Below are 25,287 nucleotides of genomic sequence, written 5' to 3'. Positions count from 1 at the left end.
GACAATCAAAGCCACTTGAATCCTTGAGGAAGCTGACCGCCATGCATTCACTGCCCGTTATTCGCTATGCAGACCTGTCTGCTCAGCCCTGGAAGAACGGCAAGGGAGTGTCGCGCACCGTCCTCAGTGATTCGGATGCCCTTGGTGCGTGGTCTTGGAAAGTCAGCGTTGCTGAAATTTCCCAGCCCCAGCCCTACAGCCAATATCCTGGAATTCAGCGGATTCAGGTGGCCTTGGGTCCTGGCGAGATCGACTTGACCGTTAGTGGCCAGACGCGCCGTCTGCGTACAGGTGAACAAGCAGCGTTTGCCGGCGACGACGATGTTTCAGTTGTACCCCTGGGCTCTGGATTCCTGGCCCTGAACCTGATGATCCTCGGCGAAAAATGGGAGGCCAGCGTTTCCACGGTGGACTCGACCACCGGGATTTCGCCGCACAACGAAGTGAGAATCCTCGTCGCACTGGACAATACCTGTCGGGTTGGAAATGCGGAACTCGCACGCTTGGATGCACTCATCATTCCTGGAGATACCTCTGTAACCGCTGTGGGGCATTTTCATCTTGCAACTTTTATCCCCCGGAGCACAGACACCAAATAGATGCAATTGGGGTTGCCGAGAACGCAGTGGTTGTTCCTCCTGCTGAAACCGCCAGTCATTGACTTTGCCGCTACTCTGCACGCAGTCGCCCTTCGTGTGGCCGATGCGCCTTTCGGCTCTTGCCCGCGGCTCATGCCAAAGCCTACTTTCGTCTAGACTCGGGGCATGAATTCACTGTCAAGCAGCGAGCAGATCCTCGCCACACTTCTACTCGACAAGTTCGACCAGCTCTTCGAAACCGTCAACGAAATTCCAGACGAATTGATCAACAGCTGCTTGCCGATGAAAGGCAGCAACTCGCCGGTGCAGATTCTGTTGCACTGTTGCGGCATGATGCGTCGCTGGTCCTCAACGGTGAATCTCGGCATCGCAGTCCCCCGCGATCGGGATGCCGAGTTCAGCGCAAGAATGGACAAGCCCGGCGTATTGACGTTGGCTTCCGAAAGCAGGACTGCATTCGCCGCAGATATTTCGCGCACCGAAATGCAGCAAGCTCCCGCTGTTTTGCCACCGGGCCGGGAGGCCGAATATTGGATGTCCACCTGCGAAGGCGTCCTACTGCATGTGTACGAAGAGCTCTGCCAGCACTTGGGCCAACTGGAAATTACTCGCGATTTCTTGTGCCACCCTACTGATTGAATTCGTGAACGGCGACGTCAGATTTTCAGGTCATCCCAGTCGAAGCTGGTCGTTTCGCCACTCTCCCAATCCTGGCGAAGAATGGCATAGGCGACCGATGCCAATCTTGTGCCAACATCGGTGGGCCAGCTCATCCGGTAGTGGGCTTCCTTGAGGAAGCCAGCCTTCAGGAACACCTTGCGCATCGCAATATTGTCTTCTCTGGTTTGGCCCTCGAACCTTACGGCTTCCGGCATGTTGTTGAAGACCATGGCACGTAATTCCTTCAGTATCACTACGCCCAGTCCTTGTCCCCGAAATGTCTCGGCCAAGTGCAGGTCAAACATTGGCGTGTCGTCTTCCAGATCTTCTAGAACTGCCATTCCCAGGCATTGACCATCGCCAACGATCCAGAATCCTTGGCTCTCGCTGTTCCAATATCTTCCGCCATCGACCAATGCTCTGAGTTCCGGCTTTGTCCAGTCCCGGCGAACATGGAACGGGAACTTGTTGCTCGACAAGAACGCGACGATGGCTTCGCTGTCTTCCGGCCTCATTGACGTGAACGCGATATTCATGGCGCAAGCCTATACAAACTATGTCAGTTGCGGTCTGCCTGGACATGAGTTTGGCTGCATTCGCAACCTGCCAGATACCTGCTGTCATTTCAGGCTTCTTTTAATGACTCCAAAACCTCTAGCGTCGAAACGACCTGCGCAAAGCCATCTCCGTGAAGATTTGTCGCTGTCACCTGCATCAAGGTGGCAGCTGGAATGACGGTGCCATCGGGCCCTGCCAGATCGAAAGTTCGTGTGGCATCCAGAGGAACAACGACATCAAACCCAAGGTTTCCGCCCATGCGGGCGGTCGTCTCCACACATAAATTGGTTTGGATTCCGCAGACTACAATCTGCTTGATCTGTCGCGATACAAGCCAACTTTCCAGATCCGGTGAACCATAAAATGATGAGTTCACTGTTTTAGTCACCAGCAGATCGGCTCTGGCCGCTTGCACCGATTCGTGAAGATCATTGCCGGCTCCGTCCGCGAACAACGGCGAATTCGGGTTCCGGCTATCGTGCCTGACGACCACTATCGGCATTCGCCTGGCGGACCATTCCGCAAGAAGCCGATCAACGTTGTTCTCGCATTCTGGGTAGTTGGTCGTCGGCCCCCATGAGGCGTCGTAAAAACCCTGCTGCATGTCGACCACGATTAAAGCCGTCTTGTTGTTTGCAATCATGCTTCTACTTCATCATCGAAAGTAGGAGGCAACCAGTGGCATGAATGACATGGTTCGATAAAATTACGCCATGACCATCGTGGGAATTCTTGTGGGCCCGGGACGCCGCGCCTTTGATATCGAAGTTGCGCGCGAGGTTTACGATGACCGCTCGGATCGGGGGCTGCCCCAGCCGGAGGTCCGCATCCTCGCGGCCAGAGCCATCACTGATCTTGATCCGCTCCATTCGATGCGGCGCACCCACGCACTCTCCACGGCAGACCAGCTCGACATCCTCGTAGTCCCGGGCTGCGTCGACCCGCTCGCAGCCCCCGGCGCCGAGGAAGTTTCCGCCGTAGCACGAGCAGCGGCTGCCGGAGCGCTTGTTGCCTCGTTGTGCACCGGCGCATTCACGCTGGCCGCTGCCGGCCTGCTTGATGGACGGGCAGCGACGACCCACTGGCGCTTCGCCGAAGAGCTTGCCCTGCGGCATCCAAAGGTCGAGGTCCGGTCCCGGGATTTGTACTGTGGCGGGGACAAGGTTTGGACATCTGCCGGTGTCACGGCAGGAGTTGATCTCCTGTTGCATTTGCTCCGGCTGGATTGGGGATCCAGCGCCGCGGAAACGGTCGCGAAGGCAATGGTCACCCCTGTATGCAGGCCGGGAACGCAAGCCCAATATGCGGATACCAGCCTCCCCATCAAGGCTTTGCCCTCCGTCGAGCAACTGCATTTGACGGTCAGCAAGGACCTCCGGCGGCCCTGGAACATCAAGGAACTCGCAGCTGCCTGCACAATGTCCCCGCGCACCTTTCACCGCTGGTTCGCCGCCAATCTCGGAACAACGCCTCTTGCTTGGCTCAACGACCTTCGCGTGCGCGAGGCCCAGCGTCTCCTGGAACAAACGGACCTGCCCGTGGGCGCCATTGCCCGCGAAGTCGGCTTCGCTTCTGATGATCTGCTGCGCAAGCATTTCACCGCCCGGCTGGGGGTCGCACCCACTTACCATGCAGCAGCGTTCCGCCAACAACGTCCCTGATCATCGGGGATTTCCCCTGCCAAGCCATTTTCGCCAGTGCAGGCGGTCTCGGCTCGCCGAACAGCGCTTGACCGGCAGGCTCTCGACCGGCACAGCCCTATAGGCATATTGCGCCGCTGGTTTTGAAGCGACCGTTCATATTCTGGGCCGCGGAGCGACAGCAACTCCTGCTGCTGTGCCAGGCAGGCCAGAACGTGAGCCACCGCCCTTTGGCACTTCAATCCGCGTTTGGGTGGCCAGGAAGAATATGCCGTATCAGACAGGGAGCTGCAAGCAGCCGATGATTGGATCGGTACGAGGTGAAAGGATGGACTATTCGATCCCCACCACGAAAGCATGGATTCAATGGCACCCGTTCCCATCACCCGCTACGCGCAACTGGCAGCTCAGCCTTGGAAGAACGGACAAGGAATCACCCGCACGCTCTGCAGCGACGGCACTGGAATCGATGACGGCTGGACCTGGAAGATCAGCATTGCCGAAATCAGCGGCACCCAGCCTTACAGCAGCTATCCGGGAGTGCGGCGCGGTCAAGTGGCGCTCGGCCCAGGCCCCGTTGACCTGGTGGTAAATGGCCGCAATGTCCTGTTGCCGGTCGAGGGCACCATCGTATTCGAGGGCGAAGACGATGTATCTGCTACTCCCGCCAGCGAAGGCTTCCTGGACCTGAACGTCATGGGACAACGGAGCAAGTGGGAACCATCGGTGGAAATCGTGGACTCTCCAACCGCCAGCTTCCGCGAATCGAGGATCCAAGTGCTGGTGGCGCTGGAGGATTCCTGCTCAATCGGCGGACAGCCGTTGGCCCGGCTGGATTCAGTTTTCCTCTCAAGCCCGGAAGAGCAGCATTTTTCTGGACGATTTGTGCTGGCCACCCTGGCGAGGCACTAGGAGGGCAGGCATGTGCGGCACCGGGCAGTGCACGGATAAAACGCAGATGGCCCGCATTCGGAAAGAGTGCGGGCCATCTGCGTCGTATTCAGCGAAAGGCTAGAGGCCCAGCTTCTCCATCACGATCTCGCGAACGCGGCCGGCGTCGGCCTGTCCGCGGGTAGCCTTCATGACAGGGCCCATCAGCGCGCCGATGGCCTGCATCTTGCCACCCTTGATCTTCTCGACCACATCAGGCATGGCGGCCATGGCATCATCCACGGCCTTGCCCAGTGCGTCGTCGTCGTTCACAACTGCCAGCGAGCGCTTCTCCACGATTTCGCTCGGGGTGCCTTCACCGGCGATGGCGAATTCCAGGACCTGGCGGGCGATCTTGTCGTTGATCTTCTTGCCCTCGATCAACGAGTTCAACTCGACGATGGTCGCAGGGGTGACGCCCAGATCGGCGATGTCCTTATCCGCGGCCTTGGCCAGGCGGGCGATCTCGCCCATCCACCACTTGCGGGCTACCGCAGCGGTGGCACCGGCGGCAACGGTCTGCTCGATCTCGTCCAGCACGCCGGCGTTGACCACGTCGCGGAATTCCTTGTCCGCGTAGCCCCACTCGGCCTTCAGGCGCTTGCGGCGCTCTGCTGGCGGTTCCGGCAGGCGGCCGCGCAGTTCTTCGATCCACTCGGCGGTGGTGACGATCGGCACCAGGTCGGGCTCCGGGAAGTAGCGGTAGTCATCGGCATCCGACTTCGGGCGGCCCGAGGTGGTGGAACGGGTGTCCTCATGCCAGTGGCGGGTTTCCTGGACGATCTTCGCCCCGGAATCCAGTACCGCTGCGTGGCGCTCGATCTCGAAGCGCACCGCGTGCTCCACGGCGCGCAGGGAGTTCACGTTCTTGGTTTCGGTACGGGTGCCGAACTTCTCGGCGTCCTTTGGCATCAGCGAAACGTTGGCATCGCAGCGCACGTTGCCGCGTTCCATCTTGGCATCCGAAACGCCCAAGTTCTTCACGATTTCGCGCACCGCGGCCACGTAGGCCTTGGCCAGCTCGGGGGCGCGCTTGCCGGCGCCAACGATTGGCTTGGTGACGATCTCCACCAGCGGCACGCCGGCGCGGTTGTAGTCCACCAGCGAGTAGTCGGCACCCTGGATGCGGCCCGCGGCGCCACCCATGTGGGTCAGCTTGCCGGCGTCTTCTTCCATGTGGGCGCGCTCGATCTCGACGCGGAAGACCTCGCCGTCCTCCAGCTCGATGTCCAGGTAGCCGTCGTAGGCAATCGGATCATCGTACTGGGAGGTCTGGAAGTTCTTCGGGGTGTCCGGGTAGAAGTAGTTCTTCCGGGCGAAGCCGCACTTTTCAGCGATCTGGCAGTTCAGGGCCAGGCCGATCAGGATGGAGTACTCCACGGCGGTCTTGTTGACCACCGGCAGCACGCCGGGCAGGCCCAGGTCCACCGGGGTGACGTTGGTGTTCGGGGCATCGCCGAAGGCGTTGGGCGCATCGGAGAACATCTTGGTCTTGGTGTTCAGCTCAACGTGGACCTCGAAGCCCAGGACCGGGTCGTAGCGATCCAGTGCCTCGTCGAAGTCGACCAGTTCATCGGTGTAGTTGCTCATGGTGCCTAGGCCTCCTGCGCGATCGAAGCGGTGTCAATGGCTGGTGCCTGCGAGATCAGCGACTGGCCCCACTGCTTTTCCAGCAGGGTTTCCAGTGCCGCGCCGGCGCGGTACAGCCGGGCGTCCTCGAAGGCCGGAGCCAGGAACTGGATGCCCACCGGCAGGTTCTCGGACAGGCCGCCGGGCACCGTGATGCCTGGAACGCCGGCGAGGTTGGCCGGGATGGTGGCCACGTCGTTGAGGTACATGGCCAGCGGGTCGTTGTCATTCGCGCCCAGCTCGAAGGCCACGGTCGGCGCGGTTGGGGATATCAGCACGTCAGCCTGCTCGAATGCGGCGTCGAAGTCGCGCTGGATCAGGGTGCGGACCTTCTGGGCCGAACCGTAGTAGGCGTCGTAGTAGCCAGCGGACAGCGCGTAGGTGCCCAGGATGATGCGGCGCTTGACCTCATCACCAAAACCAGCGGCACGGGTGGATCCCATGACGCGCTCGATGGTCATCGGGCCTTCTTCTGGCAGCACGCGGTGGCCGTAGCGGACGCCGTCGAACTTGGCCAGGTTGGAGGAAACCTCCGAAGGCATGATCAGGTAGTAGGCGCCCAGCGCATACTTGAAGTTCGGGCAGGACACCTCGACGATTTCAGCACCGGCGGCCTTGAGCAGTTCCAGCGACTCGTTGAAGCGCGCCTGGACGCCCTCCTGGTAGCCCTCGCCGGTCAGTTCCTTGATGACGCCAACGCGCAGGCCCGACAGGTCCCCTGCGGCGCCGGCCTCGGCGGCAGCCACCAGGCCTTCGAGGGAATTCGGCAGCGAGGTGGAATCCTTCGGGTCGTGCCCGCCGATCAGTTCCTGCAGGTAGGCCGAGTCCAGCACGGTGCGGGAGACCGGGCCGATCTGGTCCAGCGAGGAGGCCATGGCGATCGCGCCGTAGCGCGAGACCGCGCCGTAGGTCGGCTTCACGCCCACGGTGCCGGTGACCGCACCCGGCTGGCGGATGGAGCCACCGGTGTCGGTGCCCAGCGCCAGCGGAGCTTCGAAGGAAGCCACGGCTGCGGCCGAACCGCCGCCGGAACCGCCAGGAATGCGGTTCAGGTTCCACGGGTTGCGGGTCACGCCGTAGGCGGAGTGCTCGGTGGAGGAACCCATGGCGAATTCATCCAGGTTGGTCTTGCCCAGCATTGGCAGCTTGGCAGCGCGGATCTTCTCGATCACGGTGGCGTCGTAAGGGCTCATCCAGCCTTCGAGCATCTTCGATGCCGCGGTGGTTGGCTGTCCCTTGGTGACGATCAGGTCCTTGATGGCGATGGGCACGCCAGCCAGGGGGTGCAGCGCTTCGGCCTCGGCGCCGCCAGCGGCACGAATGGCGTCAACTTCTGCGGCTACCGCGAGCGCTTCTTCGGCGTTCACATGCAGGAAGGCGTTCAGTGCGCCGTCCACCTCGGCGATGCGGTCCAGGTGGGCCTGGACCGCTTCAACGGAGGTGGCTTCGCCGGCGCGCAGCTTGGCGGCCAGTTCGGTGCCGGAAAGCTTGATCAATTCGTTCATGGAATTATTCACCGTCCAGAATTGCTGGGACCTTGAAACGGTCCGAATCCGAATCCGGGGCATTGAGCAGAACTTCGTCAATGCTCAGCGTCTGCCCCACCGTGTCTTCGCGCAACACATTGGTCAGCGGGATCGGGTGGCTGGTGGCTGGGACGTCGGAGGAGGCGACTTCGCTGACCGACGCGATGGCACCGACGATAGCGTCGAGCTCACCGGTCATTTTGTCCAGCTCCGCGCCGCTCATCTCGATGTGGGCAAGGTGTGCCAGATGCACAACGTCCTCACGGCTGATGGCAGACATGTATCTCCCTTTGAATGGCGGTTGGGTTTCATAGACAAGTCTATCCCGTGCATGCCCGCCATCAGACCTTTATGTGGTGCACCAGTTATGCTGTTCGCAATACCAGGCCGGCCAGGTCCTGGCCCAGCGCGTTTTCCCAGCACCCGATGACCCCGTCTACGCCCGATGGGCCGGCAACCGGCTTGCGGATGATCACCGCGTCCTTGCCGGCAGGGTTGCCATTGACCTTGATCCGCGGATCATCGGTGAAGGACTCGGAATGGTGCTGCGCTGTGGTGTTGCCGGCCAAAAGCTGGCGAGCCTGGGCGGTGAACACCGGGTCGCCCGCGGCGTCATAGATGTAGCGCTTGCCCAGAATGGCATGCTCGCTGGTGCCGATCAGGTATTTTTCGCCACCGAGCAAAGGGGCATCCCGGTAGGTCAGCGGCAGGTGGTACACCACATCCGAGGTATCCGAATGATCGGCGTAGATGCGCAGCTCCACCCCCACCTGTCCTTCGGGATCTTCCAAGCGGAAGCCGCCGATGTGCTGGAGCTTCGGGGTGCCTTTACCGGTATAGAACTCCTGCTTGGGCAGCCAAGCGGAGACCAGCTCGTTTTTGCTTGGCGACATACTGGTGCTGTAGACAATTCCCATGGGCTTAGTCTGTCAACTGTGCCATTGGCGCACAAGTCTTCAGGGAAGTTCCGTGCCGCTGTCCCCGCGCCACGCGATGAGCGCATGGTGAATTCGGTGGCAGCGGGACGACGCAATCAAAGGCCTCGGAGCTGGCCTAGCTGATTGGGTGGGATATCAAGGGCCAAGTTTTTGGCACCGGGCACGCAGGCGGATGAGCGGCTACTTCGCAGCAGCCTGAAGCATTGCCTTGACCAGCGGTCCTGCACTTTGCGCTCCGCCATCTCCATCCTCGACAAATGCCGCCACGGCAAGGTCGCCCTGGGCGACGATGGCCCAGGCGTGGGCGTTGCGCTCGCTGTCGTATTCCGCGGTGCCGCTCTTGCCGATAATCTTGGCGCCGGGCAGCGAGTTCAGGTCCTTGAGCGTTCCATGGTCAATGACTTCACCCATCATCGAGGCCAATTGTTTGGCCTCGTTTTCGGTAAGTTCGGACTTCGGCTTGGCTGGAGCTTGGGGCTCCGGGGAGAGCACGAGCTTAGGCTGAACGGTCGATTTGGTCTGGACCGAGGCGGCCACGGTGGCCATGCCCAGCGGGGAGGCCTGCACTACGCCCTGGCCGATCATGTTCGCGGCCTGGGTGGTTCCCTCAGAATCGTCGGGCACCGAGCCAAGCACCGCACCGACCCCGGTGCCGTCTTCGCCGGTCAGGCCGAGTGCGGCAGCGGCTTCAGCCAGCTTCTTGCCGCCAATTTCAGCTCCCTGATTCACGAACACCGTGTTGCAGGACTGGGCAATGGCTTCGGACAGCGGAATCGTGCCCAGCTGGGCGGCCGGGTATCCGTCGTAGTTCTTGAAGGTCTTTCCATCAACCACGGTGATGGCCGGGCATTTGACCTCCGATTCCGGGGTGGATCCTTCACGCAGCATCGCTAGCGCGCTGATCACCTTGAAGGAGGACCCCGGGGCGTAGGCGCCCTGCAAGGCGGTGTTCAGACCAGTGTCCACGGGGCCCGAGGAGGCCGCCAGCACGCTGCCGTCCGAGGGTCGGATAGCGACGATGGCCGAATTAGAATCGGCGTCTTCCAGCAGTTGGTCGGCACTTTGCTGCAGGTCCATGTCCAAGGTTGTTTCCACGTCTTTGCCGGCTACCGGTTCAGCGGTGAAAAGTTCAGCTTCAGCCTTGTTCTCGCTGTTGTACCGGGAGACTACAACGCCGTCGGTGCCCGAAAGCGTGTCGTTGTAGGCCGACTGCAAACCAGACATGCCGACCTGGTCGCCGCTCTTGATCTTGCCCTCGGACTTCTTGATGATTTCCTCGGTGGCTTCGCCGACTGATCCCAGCAGCGGTCGGGCGAAGGAGCGGGTGGGCGCCAGGGGAATTTCGTCTTCCTGGAAGGTGGCTCCCGGGATCTTGTTGATTTCTGCGTCGGTGACTTCCCGGGTGGCATCATCGCGCAGCACGATGGCCTGGACCCATGCCTTGGCGCCAGCAGCGAGCACGGTTTTTGCGTACTGCTCTTCATCGATGTCCACCAGCTCGGCCAATTGCGCCGCCGATTTTTCCCAATTGGCTTTTTCGGTGCGGGTCTTGTCGATACCGACGCGAATCACCGGTCGGTTGGTGACAATTTTTTTGCCGCCGGCGGCGGTGATGCTCCCCCGCTGCGCCATCTGGTAGCTCGCCTTGAGGTAGCCGCCGGTTTCCAGATCCGGTGCAAGCACGGATGGATCAAAGCGCAGCTTCCACTGCTCGGCGTCCTTGTCATATTCCCAGACGGCCTTGGTGGTGTAGCTCAGGTCCTTATCCGTTTCGTCGACATCCCAGACCGTGGTGATGTCGGCCGTGGCGGTTTTGACGCCGTCGGTTTCTTCCTCGTCCTCGGCCACCGAGCTCACGGTGCTGCTGTGCTTGATATCGCCCATGGGGCCGAAGGCCGTTTCCTGGGCCTTGGCCACTGCCTGGGCATCGGAGCTGGCGAACTGCACCTTGGAGAAGTCGCCGGAGTTGATGGCCGAAACCAGCTCGTCGGCCACCGGGGCGGGATCGGGTGCGCCAGCGCTGCAGGCGCTCAGCGATCCCAGGGCCAGGGCAGCGACGGATAGGGCAACGGCAGAACGGCGAAGGGCACTCATAGCGCCATTCTATTCACGTGGGGAGGACAGTTGGCAAAAACTCCTGGACGACACCTCATTATTTCCTGCGTTTGGGCTTTGACGCCCTTTTCAGAGTTCCAGCGTGTACACCACAAGCTTGATGCCGGTCCCGGGAACGGTCCAGTCGCGCTGTGGCACATGGGCGAAGTTCATGGACTCATAGAGGGATCTGGCCGAATGCCAGGTGGCCCCGGTGGTTAGGCTGACCGAATGAATTCCGGGCAGCCGGCGAGCGCGTTCGATGCTGGCGTTGACCAGGGCGCGGCCGACACCAGCGCGCTGCGCGGCCGGATCGACGCTGAGCATCCGGATCTCCAGTTCGCCCGGCAGGGCAATGTCCGCATAGTCGCTGCCGATCTGGATCAGGGTCATTGACCCGATAATCTCCCCCTGGCGCCGCGCAACGTAAATCTCGGATTGCTCGGCACGTTCCTGGACTTTGCGCACAAAGTGCAGGTAGTCATGCTCCGGGGTCTCGAAGTGCCCGGCGGCGAAGTATGACTGCGCGGTCAACTCCCCCACCCGCTCATAGTCCCCGGGCGTGGCCTGCTCGATGAGCAGGTCTGCGGTGCGGAAGGTGAAAGTTTCTGCCTCATTCATAATGATCCGATTCTGCCATGGTTGGCATGCCGCGAGCACCGGCCGTGGCCACCTGGTGGTTACCTGAATACCAAATTATCCATACATGCAGGAATCAGGGGATGATCCTTGAATTGAAGGTAATATTTGGTATTCCATTTATGGAACTGTGGTGCGCTACCGCGTAGGATGGGTCACAATCCGCTCCATGAAAGGCGTATCAACCATGTGCGAACACGACCACAGCACCGGCCCGGTGCCCACCGCAAAACTCGAACGCCGGCACGTCCTGGCCGGAGCCGCCGCCCTGGCTGGCCTGGGCCTGGCCGGCATGGTCCCCGGGATCGCCCAGGGGGCCGAACCTTCGAACCGGAACGCTGCGGTGCACCGGCCTTCCACGGCGAAGAGCGCTCCGGTCATCGTCGAGGGCGGCTCGCTCATCGACCCGGCCACCGGCCAATTGATCGAAGACGCAGTGGTGGTGCTCGCCGGCGGCATCGTGCAGTCGGTGGGCACCCGGGACGAGACCCGCAAGGCCGTAGCCAAGTACGCTGCCAGTGCCACCCGCATCAACGCCCATGGGAAGTTCATCCTTCCCGGATTCGTCGATGCCCATGTCCACGCCCAGGCATTCGAGGATGCGGCGCTGATCCTGAGCCACGGCGCCACCACGGTGCGCAGCGGCTCGTCGAGCTTCTACCAGGACATCGCGCTGGCCAGGGTGCCGGACTTCGCGCCGGGCCTGGCCCCGCGGATGCACGCCGCGGGATTGTTCGTCTCCCCCGACCAGTCCGACTCCATCCTGGCTGATCCGGATCTGGCCCCGCTGGCTGCGCTGCGCCACCAGATCACCGACCCCAAGGACCTGGCGTACCTGACCGGCGTGAACATCGCCCGCGGCGCCACCGTGATCAAGACCCGCGCCAACCCTCGCGCCGGGCTGGCCGAGCAGGATCCGCTGGAGCTGGTGTACGGGCGCGAGCAGCTGGCCGCCATCGTGAAGGCGGCCAAGGGCGCGGGCGTGCTCTGCCACAGCTACAGCACCGAGGGCATCGCCGGGGCCGTGGCCGCCGGCGTGAAGAGCATCGAGCATGGGGTGTTCATGGACGAGAAGACCATGGTGCGCATGGCCAAGCAGGGCACCTACTTCACCCCGACCCTGTTCGGCATTGCCGGCATGGCCAATTCCAGCGATCCGGTGCTCTCCGAACGCGGGCGCGAATACGGCCCGGTGCTGGCCGAGGCTGCCAGGGCCGCTAACGAGCTGGGCGTGACGGTGATCGGCGGCACCGACTCCTTCGGCACCGATGTCACCCCGATCGGGGCCGAGGCCAAGGCCCTGTCCGATGCGGGCCTGGGCAAGCTCAAGGCGCTGCAGTCCATCACCACCGCCCCGGCCAAGCTGCTGGGTGTGGATCACCGCGGCGTGGGCAGGCTGGTCCGCCACGGCGTGGCCGACCTGGTGCTGCTGGGCTCCAACCCGCTGGAAAACGCCGCTGCACTGTCCGACGTGCACACGGTGGTGGCCCAGGGCGCGATCGTGCGCGGTAAGGCGGCTTAAAGCCGGAGCGGGCCGCGGGCCACGGGGCCTGCTCCGTCGCCCGCGGCTGGCCTCGGAAAGCAGGCCGGGCTGATGCGCTCGCAATCCATCGCGCCATTGGCCCATTAGCCGCTCATGGGCTTTCAATCTCGTCAGCTGGCTGACCAGCCCTAGACAGTGCATCACAGGACGTGTCGAATGCGACCATGGCTGCTTACAACATCGGCTACATCGTGGGATCCCTGGCCAAGAATTCAATCAACCGGACCCTTGCCCACGCCCTGATCGGGCTGGCTCCGGCCAACTTGAGCTTCACCGAAATTCCGATCAAGGACCTGCCGCTCTACAGCTACGACTACGACGAAAGCTACCCGCCGGAGGGCACCGCGCTGAAGCGGGCCATCGAAGGCTCGGATGGGCTGCTGATCGTCTCCCCCGAATACAACCGCTCCATTCCTGGCGGGCTGAAAAACGCCATCGACTGGGCCTCGCGCCCCTGGGGCACAAATTCCTTTGCCCGCAAACCCACCGGCATCATCGGCGCCTCCCCTGGTGCCATCGGCACCGCGGTAATGCAGTCCTCCATGCGCAGCGTGCTCAGCTTCCTGAATGTGCCGCAGCTCAACGCCCCGGAGGCCTACGTGCACTATGACGCCGGCGCCTTCGACGCCCAGGGCAACGTCACCGACACGCGCACCCGCGAGTTCCTGAAGCACTACATCGACGAATATGCGGCCTTTGTCGAGCGAGTTCTGGATACCGGCGCAGCCGGGCACATCGGCGACACGGCGTAGCATGCGAGGCAAGGCCGGGACTATGGCACACTGATGCCATGGCCGTCTACTTCGAATGCTTCACCAGGACCACGATGCCTCGACAGGAGCTCTTCGAGAAATCCCTGAGCATCGACGCGCATGCCTCTTCGATGGCGGATTCCGCGGAACAAGCCATCGGCGGGGTGACCAGCGGGCAGATTTCTCTCGGCGAACAGGTCACCTGGCGGGCCAGGCATTTTGGCATCCCCGTGCGCATGACCTCGGAAATCAGTGAACTGGACGCTCCAGCGGCCTTCACCGATCGGCAGGTCAAAGGCCCCTTCAAGAAATTCCACCATGTCCATGAGTTCTACGACAGCGGCGAAGGCACGCTCATGGTGGACAAGATCCATTTCGAAGCCCCGCTTGGCCCGCTGGGCTGGCTGGTCGAGCGCCTGGTGCTCGGCTGGTACATGCCGCGGCTGATCCGGGTGCGCAATGCCTACCTGGTGGGCGCCTCGGCGCTCTAGCGCGGGCCGAGGGTCCCATCCAATCGGCCTTGGCTGTGCCTTGGCTCGACCCCGGGCCGATGGCTTCGTACGCTGAGCCTCCTGCTCTTATGATCCATAAAGTGAAATCGGCGCCCGTCTCGGGCGCGCGTCCGCCATCGAAAGCCCGGTCCCAGGTCCACCCCACTTTCGGAAGTCAATCGCTCCCCGTGCCGCGGCAGCATGCCCGAGGCGGTGCAGAACAACACCCCCTGTCAACGCATTGGCATCAGCGGCGCGATGTTCTCGGTGGTGGCCGGGCTGTTCGTGATCCTGGCCATCAGCGTCCAGTTCGTTCCCGAAACCTTCGGCAAGCCGCTCCAGGAGGACGACGATGCCGTCCATGGGCACTGATCGCCGCACGGCCAGGATCGTGCTGGTCAATCCGAACACCAATAAGGCCACAACAGCCATGATGGCCAGACTGGGTTCTTCGAGCTTGTCCGGGCATCCGGCGCCCAGCCGTGCACGGGGCCACCGTGCACCGCGGGCCGGCGATGATCATCGAGCCGGTGGCGCTGGCCGCTTCCGCGCAGGCGGTCGTGGAACTGGTCTCGGAATTGGCCCCCGAAGCTCTCGATGCCGTGATCGTCTCGGCGATCGGCGACCCGGGACGAGATGAGCTCGATCAGCGGCTCGATGTCCCGGTGGTCGGGATCGGCCAGGCCGCTATCCTGGAGGCCGCGGCCGGCGGGCGGAAGTTCGCGATGGCCACCACCACCCACGAGCTGGCCGGGTCGCTCTCCGCCCTGGTTGAGCACCATGGGTGCTCGGCGGAATTCCTGGGGGTCTTCCCCACCCGCAGCGCCCCATTGGAGTTGGCTGCTGATCCCGACGAGCAGGAGGCCCAGCTGCGCGAGGCCACCGGGGCCGCGGAGGCGGCCGGGGCCAAGGCGGTCATCATCGCCGGCGGGCCGTTGAGCGAGACCGCTCGTCGGCTGCGGGAGACCAGCAGCGCCGTGATCATCGAACCGATCCCGGCGGCCATCGCCCGCGTCCAGCGGCTTCTGGCCCGCTGAGCAGCCCCTGAGCAAGCCTCTTCCGCCTTCGCGCTGCTCCGTGCATTGATTGCGGCTTGCTTTCGCTCTGCAGCCAACGTGTGCGCAGCGCTGGACTCTAGAGCACCGGGAAGCTCGGCGGGAACAGCTCGCTGGCAGGACGGCGCTTGTAGTCGCTGTTGCTGAACGCCGCCATGTACTTCTCGAGGAAGGCCTGGGCCCGCTGCTGGTAATCGCTGGTATCCACGGTCTGGATCTGCTTGTCCTCGACGATGGTCCGTCCGGCCACCACAACGCGGGTGATATCGCGGCCATCGCAATTCATGATGAGCGTGCGGATCGGGTCGGCATGCGGGCCGATGTGGGTGCCCGAGAGATCCAGGACGAAGTAGTCCGCCTGCGCGCCCGGTGCCAACCGGCCCAGGTCCTCGCGGCCCAGCGCCTCGGCGGGCTCCAGGGTGGCGGCGCGGAACAGGTCCCTCCCCCGCGCGCTGGTGACCGAGCCGGTGTGGGCCTTGGTCATGCCCATGGCCAGGTCCATGGCGCGGATCATGTTCGGCGGGGCGGAATCCGTACCCAGCACCACCCGCACCCCCTGCTCGCGGTAGGAATCGAAGTCCTCGAGGCAGACCCCGTAGTGGGCGGTGGGGATCGGGCAGAAGATCACCGAGGCCCCGGACTGGGCCAGCAGCGCCAGGTCATCGCCCTGGCCGTAGTCCTCGGGCATATGGCGGTTGCCGGGCACCGTCCAGGCGTGCGGGATGAAGGTGCGCTCGGTGAGGAATCCGAGCGAGTGCAGATAGGGCAGCGGACGCAGGCCGGTGCGTTCGAACATGGTCTGCACCTCGAACAGCCCCTGGGCCGCGTGCAGCCGCACCGGGACGCCGAGCTCGTCGGCGGCCTGGCGGGTGAGCTTGAGGGTCTGCTCGGTTTGGGTCTCGATGCGGGCCGGAAGCAGGGCGGTGCGGATCAGCCCGTTGGCGGTGTTCTCGTAATCGCGGCAGAAATCGATGGCCTGCTGCAGGCCGGCCAGGCCCTTGGCCTCATCCTCGTGCAGCAACGGGCCCGTGCCGTCGGTGTAGGGCACGTGGGTGCGGTAGCTGGGGCCGAGGTAGGCGCGCAGGCCCAGCTTCTCGACGGCCTGGGCCATCTGGGCCATATCCGCGTAGTCCTCGCACCACGACTTGTAGGTCTCGGCCGCGATGGGCATGATGGTGGTGATGCCGTTGCGCACCAGCTGGCTGATGGCGAATTGGCGGCGGAAGGCCTCCTCCTCGGCGGTGAAGACCGCGCCGTGGTGGTGCAGATACTCCTCGGACCAGGCCAGGCCGCGACGCAGCTCGCCGCCGGTGAAGGAATCGAAGATCGCGTGGTCGATATCCGAGAGCGCGTTCAGGTCGATGAATCCCGGGGATACGATGGCGTTGCCCGCGTCCACCTCGACGTCCACCATCCCGGCGTAGCCGCGCCCGACGAACAGCACCGTCCCCTCCTCGTGCACCAGTTCGCCCTGGGGCCAGATGCAGTGGTCTCCGTCCTGGTATCCGATGACGAATGCCGCGCGGACGCGGGTGACCTGGCCCATTGACTACTCCTTGGTTCGCATGAGATCGCGGGGCCGGCGATGGGCCCCTTCGTGACTCAGCTTACTCAACCTGCGCCCAATTTGGTATACCGAAAAGCGTGCGGCGCGGTGTCAGATCCACCCCTTGCCGGCGGCGGCCACGCCAAGCTGGAAGCGCGTGGCGACCTCGGCCTTGGCCATGAGCAGCTGCAGGCGACGCTGCACGGTGCGCAGGCTCATGCCCAACTGGCCGCCGATGGCCTTGTCGGTCAACCCCGCGCGCAGCAGCACCAGCAGGTGCTGGTCCACCTCGTCGAGCTCCGCGCGGTCGGCCACGCGCTCGGCCGGCAGGTAGGTCGGCTGGGCACGCTGCCAGCTGAGTTCGAAGAGCGCGCACATGGCATCGAGCAGGCCACTGGGGCGCAGCAGCAGCGCGCCGATGTCCTCACTGGTGCTCGCTTCGCTGTGCAGCGGCAGCAGGGCCAACTCCCGGTCGGCGATCAACATGCGCAACGGCAGCTGCTCCACCACGCGAATCTCCTCGCCGGTCGCCGCGGTGTGGGCCACCTGATTGGCGAAGCCGGGCTTGTTGAAGGCCTGCGACTCGATGATCACGCGGTAGTTGATGCCGCGCTCCAGCGCGGCGGCCTCGTCCACATTTTCCGCCGAGTCCACCACCGTCACATCCGGTTTCACCATGGCCCACACCGATTCCTTGGCCCCGCGCTGCAGTTGCGCGAAGTGCTGGGCCACCGCCTGCGGACCGCGGACCACGTCGATGACGTCGAGGTTGACGCGTCCGGTGGCGGCCTGCTGGAAGAGATCGGTCAGCGCATGCAACTCGAGTTCGGCTTTGCGGATGTCCTGCTGGCGCTCGACGATCAGCGACCCAAGGGCAAGCTCGGGTGGCGAGGCGATGAAATGATCCTGCGTGGCCACCGAACGGGCCACGAGTCCCAGCGACTCCAGGGATTCCAGGGTCAGGCGCAACTCTCCGGCGTCCGTGCCCAGCTCGGCGGCGAGCTGGGCGGCCGCGGCCGAAGGCATGGCCACGAGGCGTCGATAGACGCGTTCCTGCAGTTCCGTCAGTCCTAGCACACCTAGCATCATTGCACCTTTGCGACATCGACCATGGTCAGTTCGGGTGGCAGAAAGTAGTCATGGCACTTACCCGCCATTGTGAATGGTATCTCAGTCTGACACATTGGTGACACACGCTCTTCCTCTCGTACCGAAAGGTCATCATGTCCAGAATCAAACGGTCAACGGCCGGCGTCGCGGCGCTGGCCCTTGGCGCGAGCCTGTTCGGGCTGTCGGCCCCCGCGGCCACGGCCGACCCCCAGGACTCCGGCAACACCATCGTCGGCCAAGACGCCGCAGACGCCCCCAAGGCCGTCACGCTCATCAACGGCGACACCATCTACGTCAGCACCTCCTCCGAGGGTCACCCCACCGCCATGCTGCCCGGTGGGCGCGACTACTTCACCCGAATTCTCAACGAGGATCTCTACACGATCCCCGCCGATGCCCACGAACTGATTTCCTCGGGCCAGCTGGACATCGAACTCTTCAACGTCACCGGGTTGATCCGCCAAGGCTATGCGGATGCCGAATCCGAGACGCTTCCACTGATCGTGCAGGGCAAAACCTCGACCTTTGCCCGAACCACCGGCCTCGACACCGTCTCCACCCTGGAATCCATCGACGCGACCGCGCTGACCATGGACAAGCAGTCCGCGGCGCAAAGCTACACGCAGCTCCTGGGCCCCCAGGCCTTGAAGGCGAACACGGCCACCAAGATCTGGCTCGATGCCCGGGTGGCCCCGAGCGAAGTGGAACTGGATCCGGCCACCGGCGTCGCGCAGTCCGGCGCGCCCGAGGCCTGGGACCTCGGTTTCGACGGCAAGGGCACCAAGGTGGCCGTGCTGGACACGGGATACGACTCATCGCACCCGGATCTTGCGGACCAGGTCGTGTCAGCCAAGGACTTCACCGGCGAGGGCGTGGACGACCAGCAGGGGCACGGCACCCATGTGGCCTCGACGATCGCCGGCAGCGGCGCCGCGGATGCCGCAGTGACCGGCATGGCTCCGGCCTCCGATCTCCTGATCGGCAAGGTCCTGGGAACCTCCGGCGGACAGACCTCCTGGATCATCGAAGGCATGGAGTGGGCCGTCGACCAGGAAGCCGACGTGGTGAACATGAGCCTGGGCACCACGGAACCCACCGACTGCAGCGACCCCATGGCGTTGGCCAGCGAAGAACTCTCCGCCCAAAGCAAGACCCTGTTCGTGGTGGCGGCCGGAAACTCCGGACTGCGTGAAACGGTGAGTTCGCCGGGCTGCGCCGAAGGCGTGCTCACCGTGGGAGCCGTCGACTCCGCGGGAGAGCCCGCAACCTTCTCCAGCCGCGGGGCCACCGTCGGCGGGCATCGTGTGAAGCCGGACCTGGCGGCCCCCGGCGTCGATATCCTCGGCGCCAAGGCCGGCGGCGGCGAAGAGGATCGCTACCAAAGCATGTCGGGCACCTCCATGGCCACCCCGCACGTGGCCGGCGCGGCCGCCCTGGTGCGGCAGGCCCACCCGGAGTACACCGCGCAGCAGCTCAAGGATGCGCTGGCCTCCTCGGTCAAGCCCGAGGCCACCGGCAGCATCTACACGGCAGGCAGCGGCGAGCTGTGGACTCCCGGCGCCATCACCACCACGCTGACCAGTGAGGTCAGCGTGGAGCTCGGCTCCTTCGACTGGCCGCACAGCAAGAGCCAGCGCGCGACCGAGCAGGTGACCTACACCAACACCTCGAATGAGCCCATCAAGCTCACGCTCAAGCTGGAAGATCTGGCCGGTGCCGATGGCGGCTCCGTGCCGGGCCACCTGATCAAGCTCGGTTCGCGGCAGCTCACCGTGCCGGCGAAGGGAAGCACGAGCGTGGATGTCACGGCCAGCGGCGACGTGAAGAACCTGCGGGCCGACGCCTACGGGGAAATCGGGGCGCGCATCCGCGCGACCGCACAGGGCGATGCGCAGCACCAGGTGGTCACCTCGGTCGGCTTCTGGCTCGAACCCAAAACCGTCAACCTCACCGTCAAGGCCATCGACCGCAACGGTGAACCAGCCGCGGCGGGATACCTGGATTTGACCGATATGCACCAGCCGGCCCGCAGCGCCAACTACTTCTCCGGCGAAGACATCAACCTGCGTGTGCGCGCCGGCGACTACGTCGTGTCCTCCTTCATCGGCACCGACAGCGACACGGATGATCGATCCTACGCCTACGTCGGCGACCCGGAAATGACCTTGACCGAGGACACCACGGTGGTGCTCGATGCGCGCAAGGCCTCCCGCGTCGAGGTCTCCGGCGACCGTCCGATGCAGATCCGTTCCGGCTCGCTATCCATCGACCGCAGCTGGGACGACCGGTGGCGGCTGGCCAACTCCTTCTACGCCGGCCAGCTGACCGAGCTCTACGTGTCCCCCACCGAGAAGGTCAAGAACGGCACCTTCCACTTCGGAACCTACGTGCGGGCCTACGATCCAGCCGCCACCACCGAATCCAGCGCGTACGTCTACAACCTGGCCTTCACCGAGGACGGCAAGGTCTCGACGAACCAGAGCCACGAGGTGCCCGACGCGAGCCTCGGCTCGGTGCAAGAGCATTGGTTCGCCCAGGGAGCGAAACCCTGGAACGCCCAGGACTGGACGCGCGTCGTCCCGGAGGAGGCCGGCGTCAACCCGTTCTACACCTCCGCCAGCTCGAGGCTGAGCACACCGCATGATCGCACCGCCTACTACACCGCGGATCTGCAATGGCAGCAGGTCGCGCAGTCGGGCCAGCTCAACGAATTCCCCGAGGCCTGGCTCGATCCCATCCGTCGCCACGCCGCGGGCAGCAGCATCGAGGTGGACTGGTTCAAGCTGCCCACGCACACCGCCATGGCCGTCACGGACCATGGGGAGCCGAGCCGCATCGCCGAACGCCAGGGTAATCTCGTAGGATTCAGCTTCCCGCAGTGGAAGGACTCCGAGCCCGGCCGCGTCGGCCTGGGAGGCTTCGCCGACGTGGGCAATCTGGCGATCTACGAGAACGACGAGCTGCTGGCCAACTTCGCCTTCCCGTTCGGGGTGGCCGAAGTCAGCGACGGTTCACGGCTGACCGCGGTGGTCGACCAGCGCCGCCTCCGCCGCAGCGGCTACTGGGATCTGGGGCTGCGCACCCGCACCTCGTTCAGCTTCGATTCGCAGGCCCCCGCGGGTGATGAGCTCGTGCCGCTGCCGATCGCGCTGCCCCGCGTGGATGCACAGCTCGACCGGTTCAACCGTGCACCGGCAGAGGCGGACTTCCCGGTCGCCGTGTCTTTGCAAGGCCAGGCCGGCTATGACCCGGGAGCCATCGCCTCGATGACGGCGCAGGTCAACTTCGAGAAACACGAGCCCGTTGGCGATAAACCGGTCGATGACATCGCGTGGAGCGAGGCAAAGGTCGTGAATGAGGACGGGACCTGGAAGGTCCTGGTCGATAACTCCAAGGCCGTGAACGGTCTGGTGACCCTGCGCCTGAAGATCGAAGATGCCCACGGCACCGCGATCGATCAGACCATCGAGCACCTGTACGGGGTGAACAACTAACCGCCACGGCACGAGCGGGGGCCGGATTCTTCGGAGTCCGGCCCCCTTTCGGCGTTCCCGGCCCGGGCCTGGAGCCCCGCCTATTTGGTATACCGTTAAGGGCATGAGACGCGGGGCGCCCGCAGCAGCCTACCGAGACGAGGTCGAACCGATATGTCGCCACAGCACGCCGACACCACGCTGATAACTCCCGGATTCGTCAACGCCCATGTACATCCGGATAAGACCTCCTGGGGCAGCGGCTGGCTCTCGCGCAAGCCCGCACGGACGCTGGCCGAACTCATCGCCAATGACCTGGAAACCCAGCTGGGCTATCGGCAAGGCGTGGTCCAGCGCATGGGCGCGCTGGTCCGCGACGCCATCGCCAGCGGCACCACGGCCATGTGGACTTCGGCCCGCAGATCGGGCTGGAGAACATCCACGGCGCCCGCGCCGTGGCGGAGCAGTACCGGGAGCTGATCGACCTGCAGATCGTGGCCTTCCCGCAGTTCGGGCTGCTGCGCAACCCCGGCGCCGTGCCGCTGCTGGAGGCGGCGCTCACCGAAGGAGCCGACATGGTGGGCGGCATCGACCCCGGCGGCATCGAAGGCGACCTGCACGGGCACCTGGACGTGGTGTTCGGGCTGGCCGAGAAACACGGGCGCGACGTCGACATCCACGTGCACGACCTGGGTGAGACGGGCCTGGGCGAACTGCGCGAGATCGCGGCCCGCACTACCGCGCTGGGCATGCAGGACCGGGTCACCGTCGGGCACGCCTTCGCGCTGTGCGAGGCACCGTCCGCCGCCCTCGAGGCCACCCTCCAAACGCTGGCCGAGGCGGGCGTCTGGGTCGCCACCTGCGCGCTGGGCGCGGATCCGGTGCCGGACCTCGACCTCTTCGCGAGGCACGGGGTCAGGCTGGCGCTGGGCACGGACGCCATCCGCGACGCCTGGTCCCCCTTCGGCACCGCCTCGATGGTGGACCGGACCCACCTGCTGGCGTACCGCACCGGGGCGATCACCGACGCGCAGCTGGAGCGCTGCTTGGACATCACGACCCTTGAGGGCGCCCGGATGATGGGCCTCGAGCACACCCAGGCGACGGCCCAGGGCGACGGCGTCTACTTCACGGCGGAGCACCGCGCCCAGCTGGTCGTCGACCGTCCGGCGCCGTGCAAAGTGGTACGCAATGGCGTGCACATCGCGACCCATGGTCGCCTAGGCTAGGTCCATGTCGAGTTCCCTGTACTACACGGCCACCCGTCCGACCCCGCTGAGCGATGCCGAGCACCAGCAGCTGATGAGCATCGCCCGCGCGCACAACGACGCTTTCGAATTCGATTACGAGACGTTGTACTTCTACCCGGGCCAGCGCGAGAACGAGGTGCTCAACGGCTCCACGAAGATCTCCCTGGAACCGGCCGAGACGGTTCCCTCGCTGTTGCACTGGCTGGCGGCGCTGACCGAGCTGCGCCAGGCCCTCCCCGAGGCCGAGTGGGAAGTCTCCCTCGACGAGGTCGACGTGGACTGGGATCGGGACCGCGGCTACACCCTGCCGGGGCTGGAAGACATGGCCGCGATGCTCGAGGAATTCTAGCCCCCAGGACCTCCTGGCACGACCGGGGCACAGGCTGCCAACCGGCTCAACCCGCACACCCCAGCCGCTCCCTGCCCGGTCGAGGCATGGGCTCTACTAAACGGCCTTGCGGCGAGGGCCGGGGCGCGGCTAGCTCATCAGCGACTCGCACATATTGGCGATGGCCTTGCTCGCCGCGTAGTTGAACGAGTGCATCGGGTCCAAGATCATCCGGTTCATGAGGCAAGTTCCACCGCGGTTGATCAATATCCTTGATCCGGGCTCGGTCCTCGGCACGAGGGCCTCCCGATCACGTGGAGGTGGTGACACCGGGCCCTGGCCAATGCATGATGCTGGAGACGGGGCCATGGCACTCGGCAGGGCGATCAAGGACAGGGCACGAAGTGGCACGCTTCCTCCCGAAGCTTGCTGTCGACCTCGATGAGTCGCACCATAGCCAACCATTGCGAAGGTGGCTCAATGCGTATTGGGATGCCATCCAACGGTCCGCAATTGGTGCGTCGCTCTGGCCGCCGGAGGATCCACCCTCGACCCCTGCCAGAATGAGGCCGGGACACCGTGACGGGGGAACGCAATGTACGAGGGCCTGCCAGAGGATCTCGCCGAGGCCATCCGAGAGGGATATGCCCGGCGCGATCGCGCGAATATGGACCCCACAATCAGCTACTTCCAGCAGTTGCACGAGCAGTACCCGGAGCAGGCCGTTGTTCGCTACGAACTGGCCGGAGCCTACGATTCAGCTGGCCAGGAAGCGCGGGCCCGCGACCTCTACGAGCAGGCCCTCGACCAGGGGCTCAGCGGCGAGCCGCTGCGGCGTTGCCTGTGCCAGTATGCGAGCACGCTGCGCTGGCTCGGAGATGTGGAGGGGTCGCGCGAGGTGCTTGAACGCGCCCGCAGCGAATTCCCCTCATCGGAGGGAGTCAAGGTGTTCTCGGCGCTCACCCATCTGGAGGCCGGGCAGCCCGACGCGGCCGTGGGTGAGCTGCTCGCGGTCATCACCGAGCATCCCGAACGGACCGACCTCGGCCGCTGGTCCGAGGCCTTGCGGGCCTCGGGCGCTGGTTGCACGCGCAACGACCCGAGGACTGAATCTCGGGCCGGTTGCACTACAGAATCAGCGAGACCAACGGGGTCGCAATCAGGATGCTCAAAGCCACGCGCTGGAACCAGATCACCACCATCTGCCACAGCTTCACCGGAATGCTGGTGGCCAGGATGCACGGCACCAGGGCGGAGAAGAAGATGATCGCCGAGACGCAGATGATGGCGATGACCATCCGCAGTTCCAAGGATTCGTGGCCCGCAGCCAGGGTGGCGGGAAGGAACATTTCGGCGATGCCGGTGGCCGAGGCCTTGCCGGCCAGCAATGGGTCATCCAGACCCACGACCCAGGCAAACGGCGCGAAGAGGTAGCCCAGCCAGGTGAAGACCGGGGTGAACCGGGCCAGCACCAGTCCCAGCAGGCCGATGGACAGGATGAAAGGCAGGATCGCCATCGCCATCTTCAGCCCGTCCAGGATGTTCTCGCCGATGTTGCGCCACAGTCCCGGTGCCCGGTGCAAAGCCAGCATGGCTTCGTCGAAGGCCTTGGCAAAGCGGTTGCCGGTGACTTTTTCTTCCGGGATGTGCTCGATGTTCTGGTAGGTGTCATCCGGGATGCGCGAGAGCGGCGGGATCCGCACCGAGATCGCGGTGACCGCGAAGGTCACCACCAGGGCGAGCCAGAAGTAGGTGCTCCAGTGCTCCATCAAATCCAGCGCCTTGGCCACGATCACCATGAAGCTGGCGGACACCGTGGAGAAACCGGTGGCGATAATGGCCGCTTCGCGCCCGGTGTATCGCCCCGAGCGGTACATGCGGTCGGTCAGCAGCAGGCCCAGCGAGTAGGAGCCGACGAAGGAGGCCACCGCGTCAACCGCGGAACGGCCCGGCGTGCGCCACAGCGGTTTCATGATCGGCTGGCAGAAGACCCCGATGAATTCCATCAGCCCGTAGCTGACCAGCATGGCCAGGAAGATTGCGCCGATCGGCACAATTAGCCCCACCGGAACCACCAAGGAATTAAGCAGGAACGGGCCCATGTCTTTTTCCATGAGCCAGGCCGGACCAAACCCGAAGACCAGCCCTGCGCCGACGGCCAGGCCCACCACATTGGCGAAGGCAAAGAAGCCGCGCAGAGGCGACTTGCGCCAGCCGCCGGTGGCGAAGGGCAAGATGGTGCCGGCGGCCAGCAGCGCCAGAATGTAGTAGGGCACGCCGGCGCCAACGGTGTCGCGGACCCAGGAAACAATGTGGTCCAGCGCGATGGTGCTCTTGCCGTTGAGGGTGACCGGCAGGAAGAATACGGCAATGCCGATCCCGCTATAGAGGACAAACCTCAGCACATCCCACGGCTTGGTCGGTTCTCTGGTTTCTACGGTGCTCAGCATGGTGCAACCCCTTTGTGCATAGTGACTTCGAACTATCTAAGCCGATGCTCCGGGGTTGATGTGGGCCACAACGCAC

24 protein-coding genes and 1 pseudogene are annotated in these 25,287 nt (G+C 64.2%); 14 read left to right on the top strand and 11 right to left on the bottom strand.

Annotated elements, in window-relative coordinates; translation table 11 throughout:
- Positions 1-41: 41 nt before the first annotated feature.
- Together AC6CHO_RS15680 and AC6CHO_RS15675 are read left to right on the top strand one after the other, a co-directional pair.
- Positions 42-599, top strand: a complete 558-nt coding sequence (locus tag AC6CHO_RS15680) for a HutD/Ves family protein (RefSeq protein ID WP_498216353.1) — start codon at positions 42-44, stop codon at positions 597-599.
- A 165-nt stretch (positions 600-764) separates the two neighbouring features.
- Positions 765-1,238 carry a mycothiol transferase gene (locus AC6CHO_RS15675; RefSeq protein WP_498216351.1) on the top strand — a complete coding sequence of 158 codons (474 nt, stop codon included), beginning with the start codon at positions 765-767 and terminating at the stop codon, positions 1,236-1,238.
- 17 nt (positions 1,239-1,255) lie between these two features.
- Here AC6CHO_RS15675 and AC6CHO_RS15670 read toward each other — a convergent pair whose 3' ends face one another.
- Both AC6CHO_RS15670 and AC6CHO_RS15665 read right to left on the bottom strand, forming a co-directional pair.
- Positions 1,256-1,795: a GNAT family N-acetyltransferase gene (locus AC6CHO_RS15670; RefSeq protein WP_498216349.1), complete on the bottom strand. Its 540-nt coding sequence runs from the start codon at positions 1,793-1,795 to the stop codon at positions 1,256-1,258.
- 89 nt (positions 1,796-1,884) lie between these two features.
- Complete coding sequence (locus AC6CHO_RS15665; RefSeq protein WP_498216347.1) at positions 1,885-2,460, bottom strand: cysteine hydrolase family protein; 576 nt, start codon at positions 2,458-2,460, stop codon at positions 1,885-1,887.
- A gap of 70 nt (positions 2,461-2,530) precedes the next feature.
- On the opposite strand from AC6CHO_RS15665, the gene AC6CHO_RS15660 reads away from it, so the two are divergent.
- Complete coding sequence (locus AC6CHO_RS15660; RefSeq protein ID WP_498216346.1) at positions 2,531-3,478, top strand: GlxA family transcriptional regulator; 948 nt, start codon at positions 2,531-2,533, stop codon at positions 3,476-3,478.
- 345 nt (positions 3,479-3,823) lie between these two features.
- The gene (locus AC6CHO_RS15655; protein WP_498216344.1) at positions 3,824-4,369 is read left to right on the top strand and encodes a HutD/Ves family protein; all 546 of its coding nucleotides are present in this window, start codon (positions 3,824-3,826) and stop codon (positions 4,367-4,369) included.
- A 99-nt stretch (positions 4,370-4,468) separates the two neighbouring features.
- Here AC6CHO_RS15655 and gatB read toward each other — a convergent pair whose 3' ends face one another.
- The 6 genes from gatB to AC6CHO_RS15625 all read right to left on the bottom strand — a co-directional run bounded on the left by gatB (position 4,469) and on the right by AC6CHO_RS15625 (position 11,195).
- Complete coding sequence (gatB, locus tag AC6CHO_RS15650; protein WP_498216343.1) at positions 4,469-5,977, bottom strand: Asp-tRNA(Asn)/Glu-tRNA(Gln) amidotransferase subunit GatB; 1,509 nt, start codon at positions 5,975-5,977, stop codon at positions 4,469-4,471.
- Between the two features lie 5 nt (positions 5,978-5,982).
- Positions 5,983-7,521: an Asp-tRNA(Asn)/Glu-tRNA(Gln) amidotransferase subunit GatA gene (gene gatA, locus AC6CHO_RS15645; protein ID WP_498216341.1), complete on the bottom strand. Its 1,539-nt coding sequence runs from the start codon at positions 7,519-7,521 to the stop codon at positions 5,983-5,985.
- Positions 7,522-7,525: 4 nt separating this feature from the next.
- Positions 7,526-7,822 (bottom strand): Asp-tRNA(Asn)/Glu-tRNA(Gln) amidotransferase subunit GatC, encoded by a 297-nt coding sequence (gene gatC, locus AC6CHO_RS15640; protein ID WP_022875011.1) that lies wholly within the window; start codon positions 7,820-7,822, stop codon positions 7,526-7,528.
- 85 nt (positions 7,823-7,907) lie between these two features.
- Positions 7,908-8,459 (bottom strand): maltokinase N-terminal cap-like domain-containing protein, encoded by a 552-nt coding sequence (locus tag AC6CHO_RS15635; protein WP_498216339.1) that lies wholly within the window; start codon positions 8,457-8,459, stop codon positions 7,908-7,910.
- A 201-nt stretch (positions 8,460-8,660) separates the two neighbouring features.
- On the bottom strand, positions 8,661-10,574 hold the full coding sequence (locus AC6CHO_RS15630) for a penicillin-binding transpeptidase domain-containing protein (protein ID WP_498216337.1): 1,914 nt from the start codon (positions 10,572-10,574) through the stop codon (positions 8,661-8,663).
- 90 nt (positions 10,575-10,664) lie between these two features.
- Entirely contained in the window at positions 10,665-11,195 is a 531-nt protein-coding gene (locus tag AC6CHO_RS15625; protein WP_498216335.1) for a GNAT family N-acetyltransferase, read from the bottom strand.
- A 187-nt stretch (positions 11,196-11,382) separates the two neighbouring features.
- Between AC6CHO_RS15625 and AC6CHO_RS15620 the strand changes: the two genes are divergently transcribed.
- From AC6CHO_RS15620 to AC6CHO_RS15600, 5 genes are all read left to right on the top strand, one after another.
- Positions 11,383-12,735, top strand: a complete 1,353-nt coding sequence (locus tag AC6CHO_RS15620) for an amidohydrolase family protein (RefSeq protein ID WP_498216333.1) — start codon at positions 11,383-11,385, stop codon at positions 12,733-12,735.
- A 185-nt stretch (positions 12,736-12,920) separates the two neighbouring features.
- Complete coding sequence (locus tag AC6CHO_RS15615) at positions 12,921-13,508, top strand: NADPH-dependent FMN reductase (RefSeq protein ID WP_498216331.1); 588 nt, start codon at positions 12,921-12,923, stop codon at positions 13,506-13,508.
- A 38-nt stretch (positions 13,509-13,546) separates the two neighbouring features.
- Complete coding sequence (locus AC6CHO_RS15610; RefSeq protein WP_498216329.1) at positions 13,547-13,999, top strand: SRPBCC family protein; 453 nt, start codon at positions 13,547-13,549, stop codon at positions 13,997-13,999.
- A 213-nt stretch (positions 14,000-14,212) separates the two neighbouring features.
- Entirely contained in the window at positions 14,213-14,371 is a 159-nt protein-coding gene (locus AC6CHO_RS15605; RefSeq protein WP_498216328.1) for a hypothetical protein, read from the top strand.
- A gap of 143 nt (positions 14,372-14,514) precedes the next feature.
- On the top strand, positions 14,515-15,036 hold the full coding sequence (locus AC6CHO_RS15600) for an aspartate/glutamate racemase family protein (protein WP_498216326.1): 522 nt from the start codon (positions 14,515-14,517) through the stop codon (positions 15,034-15,036).
- Between the two features lie 97 nt (positions 15,037-15,133).
- Here AC6CHO_RS15600 and AC6CHO_RS15595 read toward each other — a convergent pair whose 3' ends face one another.
- Complete coding sequence (locus AC6CHO_RS15595; RefSeq protein ID WP_498216325.1) at positions 15,134-16,600, bottom strand: chlorohydrolase family protein; 1,467 nt, start codon at positions 16,598-16,600, stop codon at positions 15,134-15,136.
- Positions 16,601-16,711: 111 nt separating this feature from the next.
- A complete protein-coding gene (locus tag AC6CHO_RS15590; RefSeq protein ID WP_498216323.1) occupies positions 16,712-17,677 on the bottom strand; it encodes a helix-turn-helix domain-containing protein in 966 nt (321 codons plus the stop codon).
- Positions 17,678-17,823: 146 nt separating this feature from the next.
- Between AC6CHO_RS15590 and AC6CHO_RS15585 the strand changes: the two genes are divergently transcribed.
- The 5 genes and pseudogenes from AC6CHO_RS15585 to AC6CHO_RS15565 all read left to right on the top strand — a co-directional run.
- Positions 17,824-21,204, top strand: coding sequence for a S8 family peptidase (locus AC6CHO_RS15585; protein WP_498216322.1), 3,381 nt, complete (start codon positions 17,824-17,826; stop codon positions 21,202-21,204).
- Between the two features lie 153 nt (positions 21,205-21,357).
- Positions 21,358-21,663 carry a hypothetical protein gene (locus tag AC6CHO_RS15580; protein ID WP_498216320.1) on the top strand — a complete coding sequence of 102 codons (306 nt, stop codon included), beginning with the start codon at positions 21,358-21,360 and terminating at the stop codon, positions 21,661-21,663.
- On the top strand, positions 21,639-22,412 hold the full coding sequence (locus AC6CHO_RS15575) for an amidohydrolase family protein (RefSeq protein WP_498216318.1): 774 nt from the start codon (positions 21,639-21,641) through the stop codon (positions 22,410-22,412). Before AC6CHO_RS15580 ends, AC6CHO_RS15575 begins: the two co-directional genes overlap by 25 nt.
- Positions 22,413-22,416: 4 nt before the next feature.
- Positions 22,417-22,782, top strand: coding sequence for a hypothetical protein (locus tag AC6CHO_RS15570; protein WP_498216316.1), 366 nt, complete (start codon positions 22,417-22,419; stop codon positions 22,780-22,782).
- 574 nt (positions 22,783-23,356) lie between these two features.
- Positions 23,357-23,779, top strand: a pseudogene (locus AC6CHO_RS15565) (tetratricopeptide repeat protein); the annotation flags it as partial.
- 109 nt (positions 23,780-23,888) lie between these two features.
- Here AC6CHO_RS15565 and AC6CHO_RS15560 read toward each other — a convergent pair.
- Positions 23,889-25,211: a YjiH family protein gene (locus tag AC6CHO_RS15560; RefSeq protein WP_498216315.1), complete on the bottom strand. Its 1,323-nt coding sequence runs from the start codon at positions 25,209-25,211 to the stop codon at positions 23,889-23,891.
- Positions 25,212-25,287 lie beyond the last annotated feature (76 nt).

Source organism: Glutamicibacter sp. GQ173, assembly GCF_059759215.1.
This window is presented reverse-complemented; position numbering and strand designations above follow the sequence as displayed.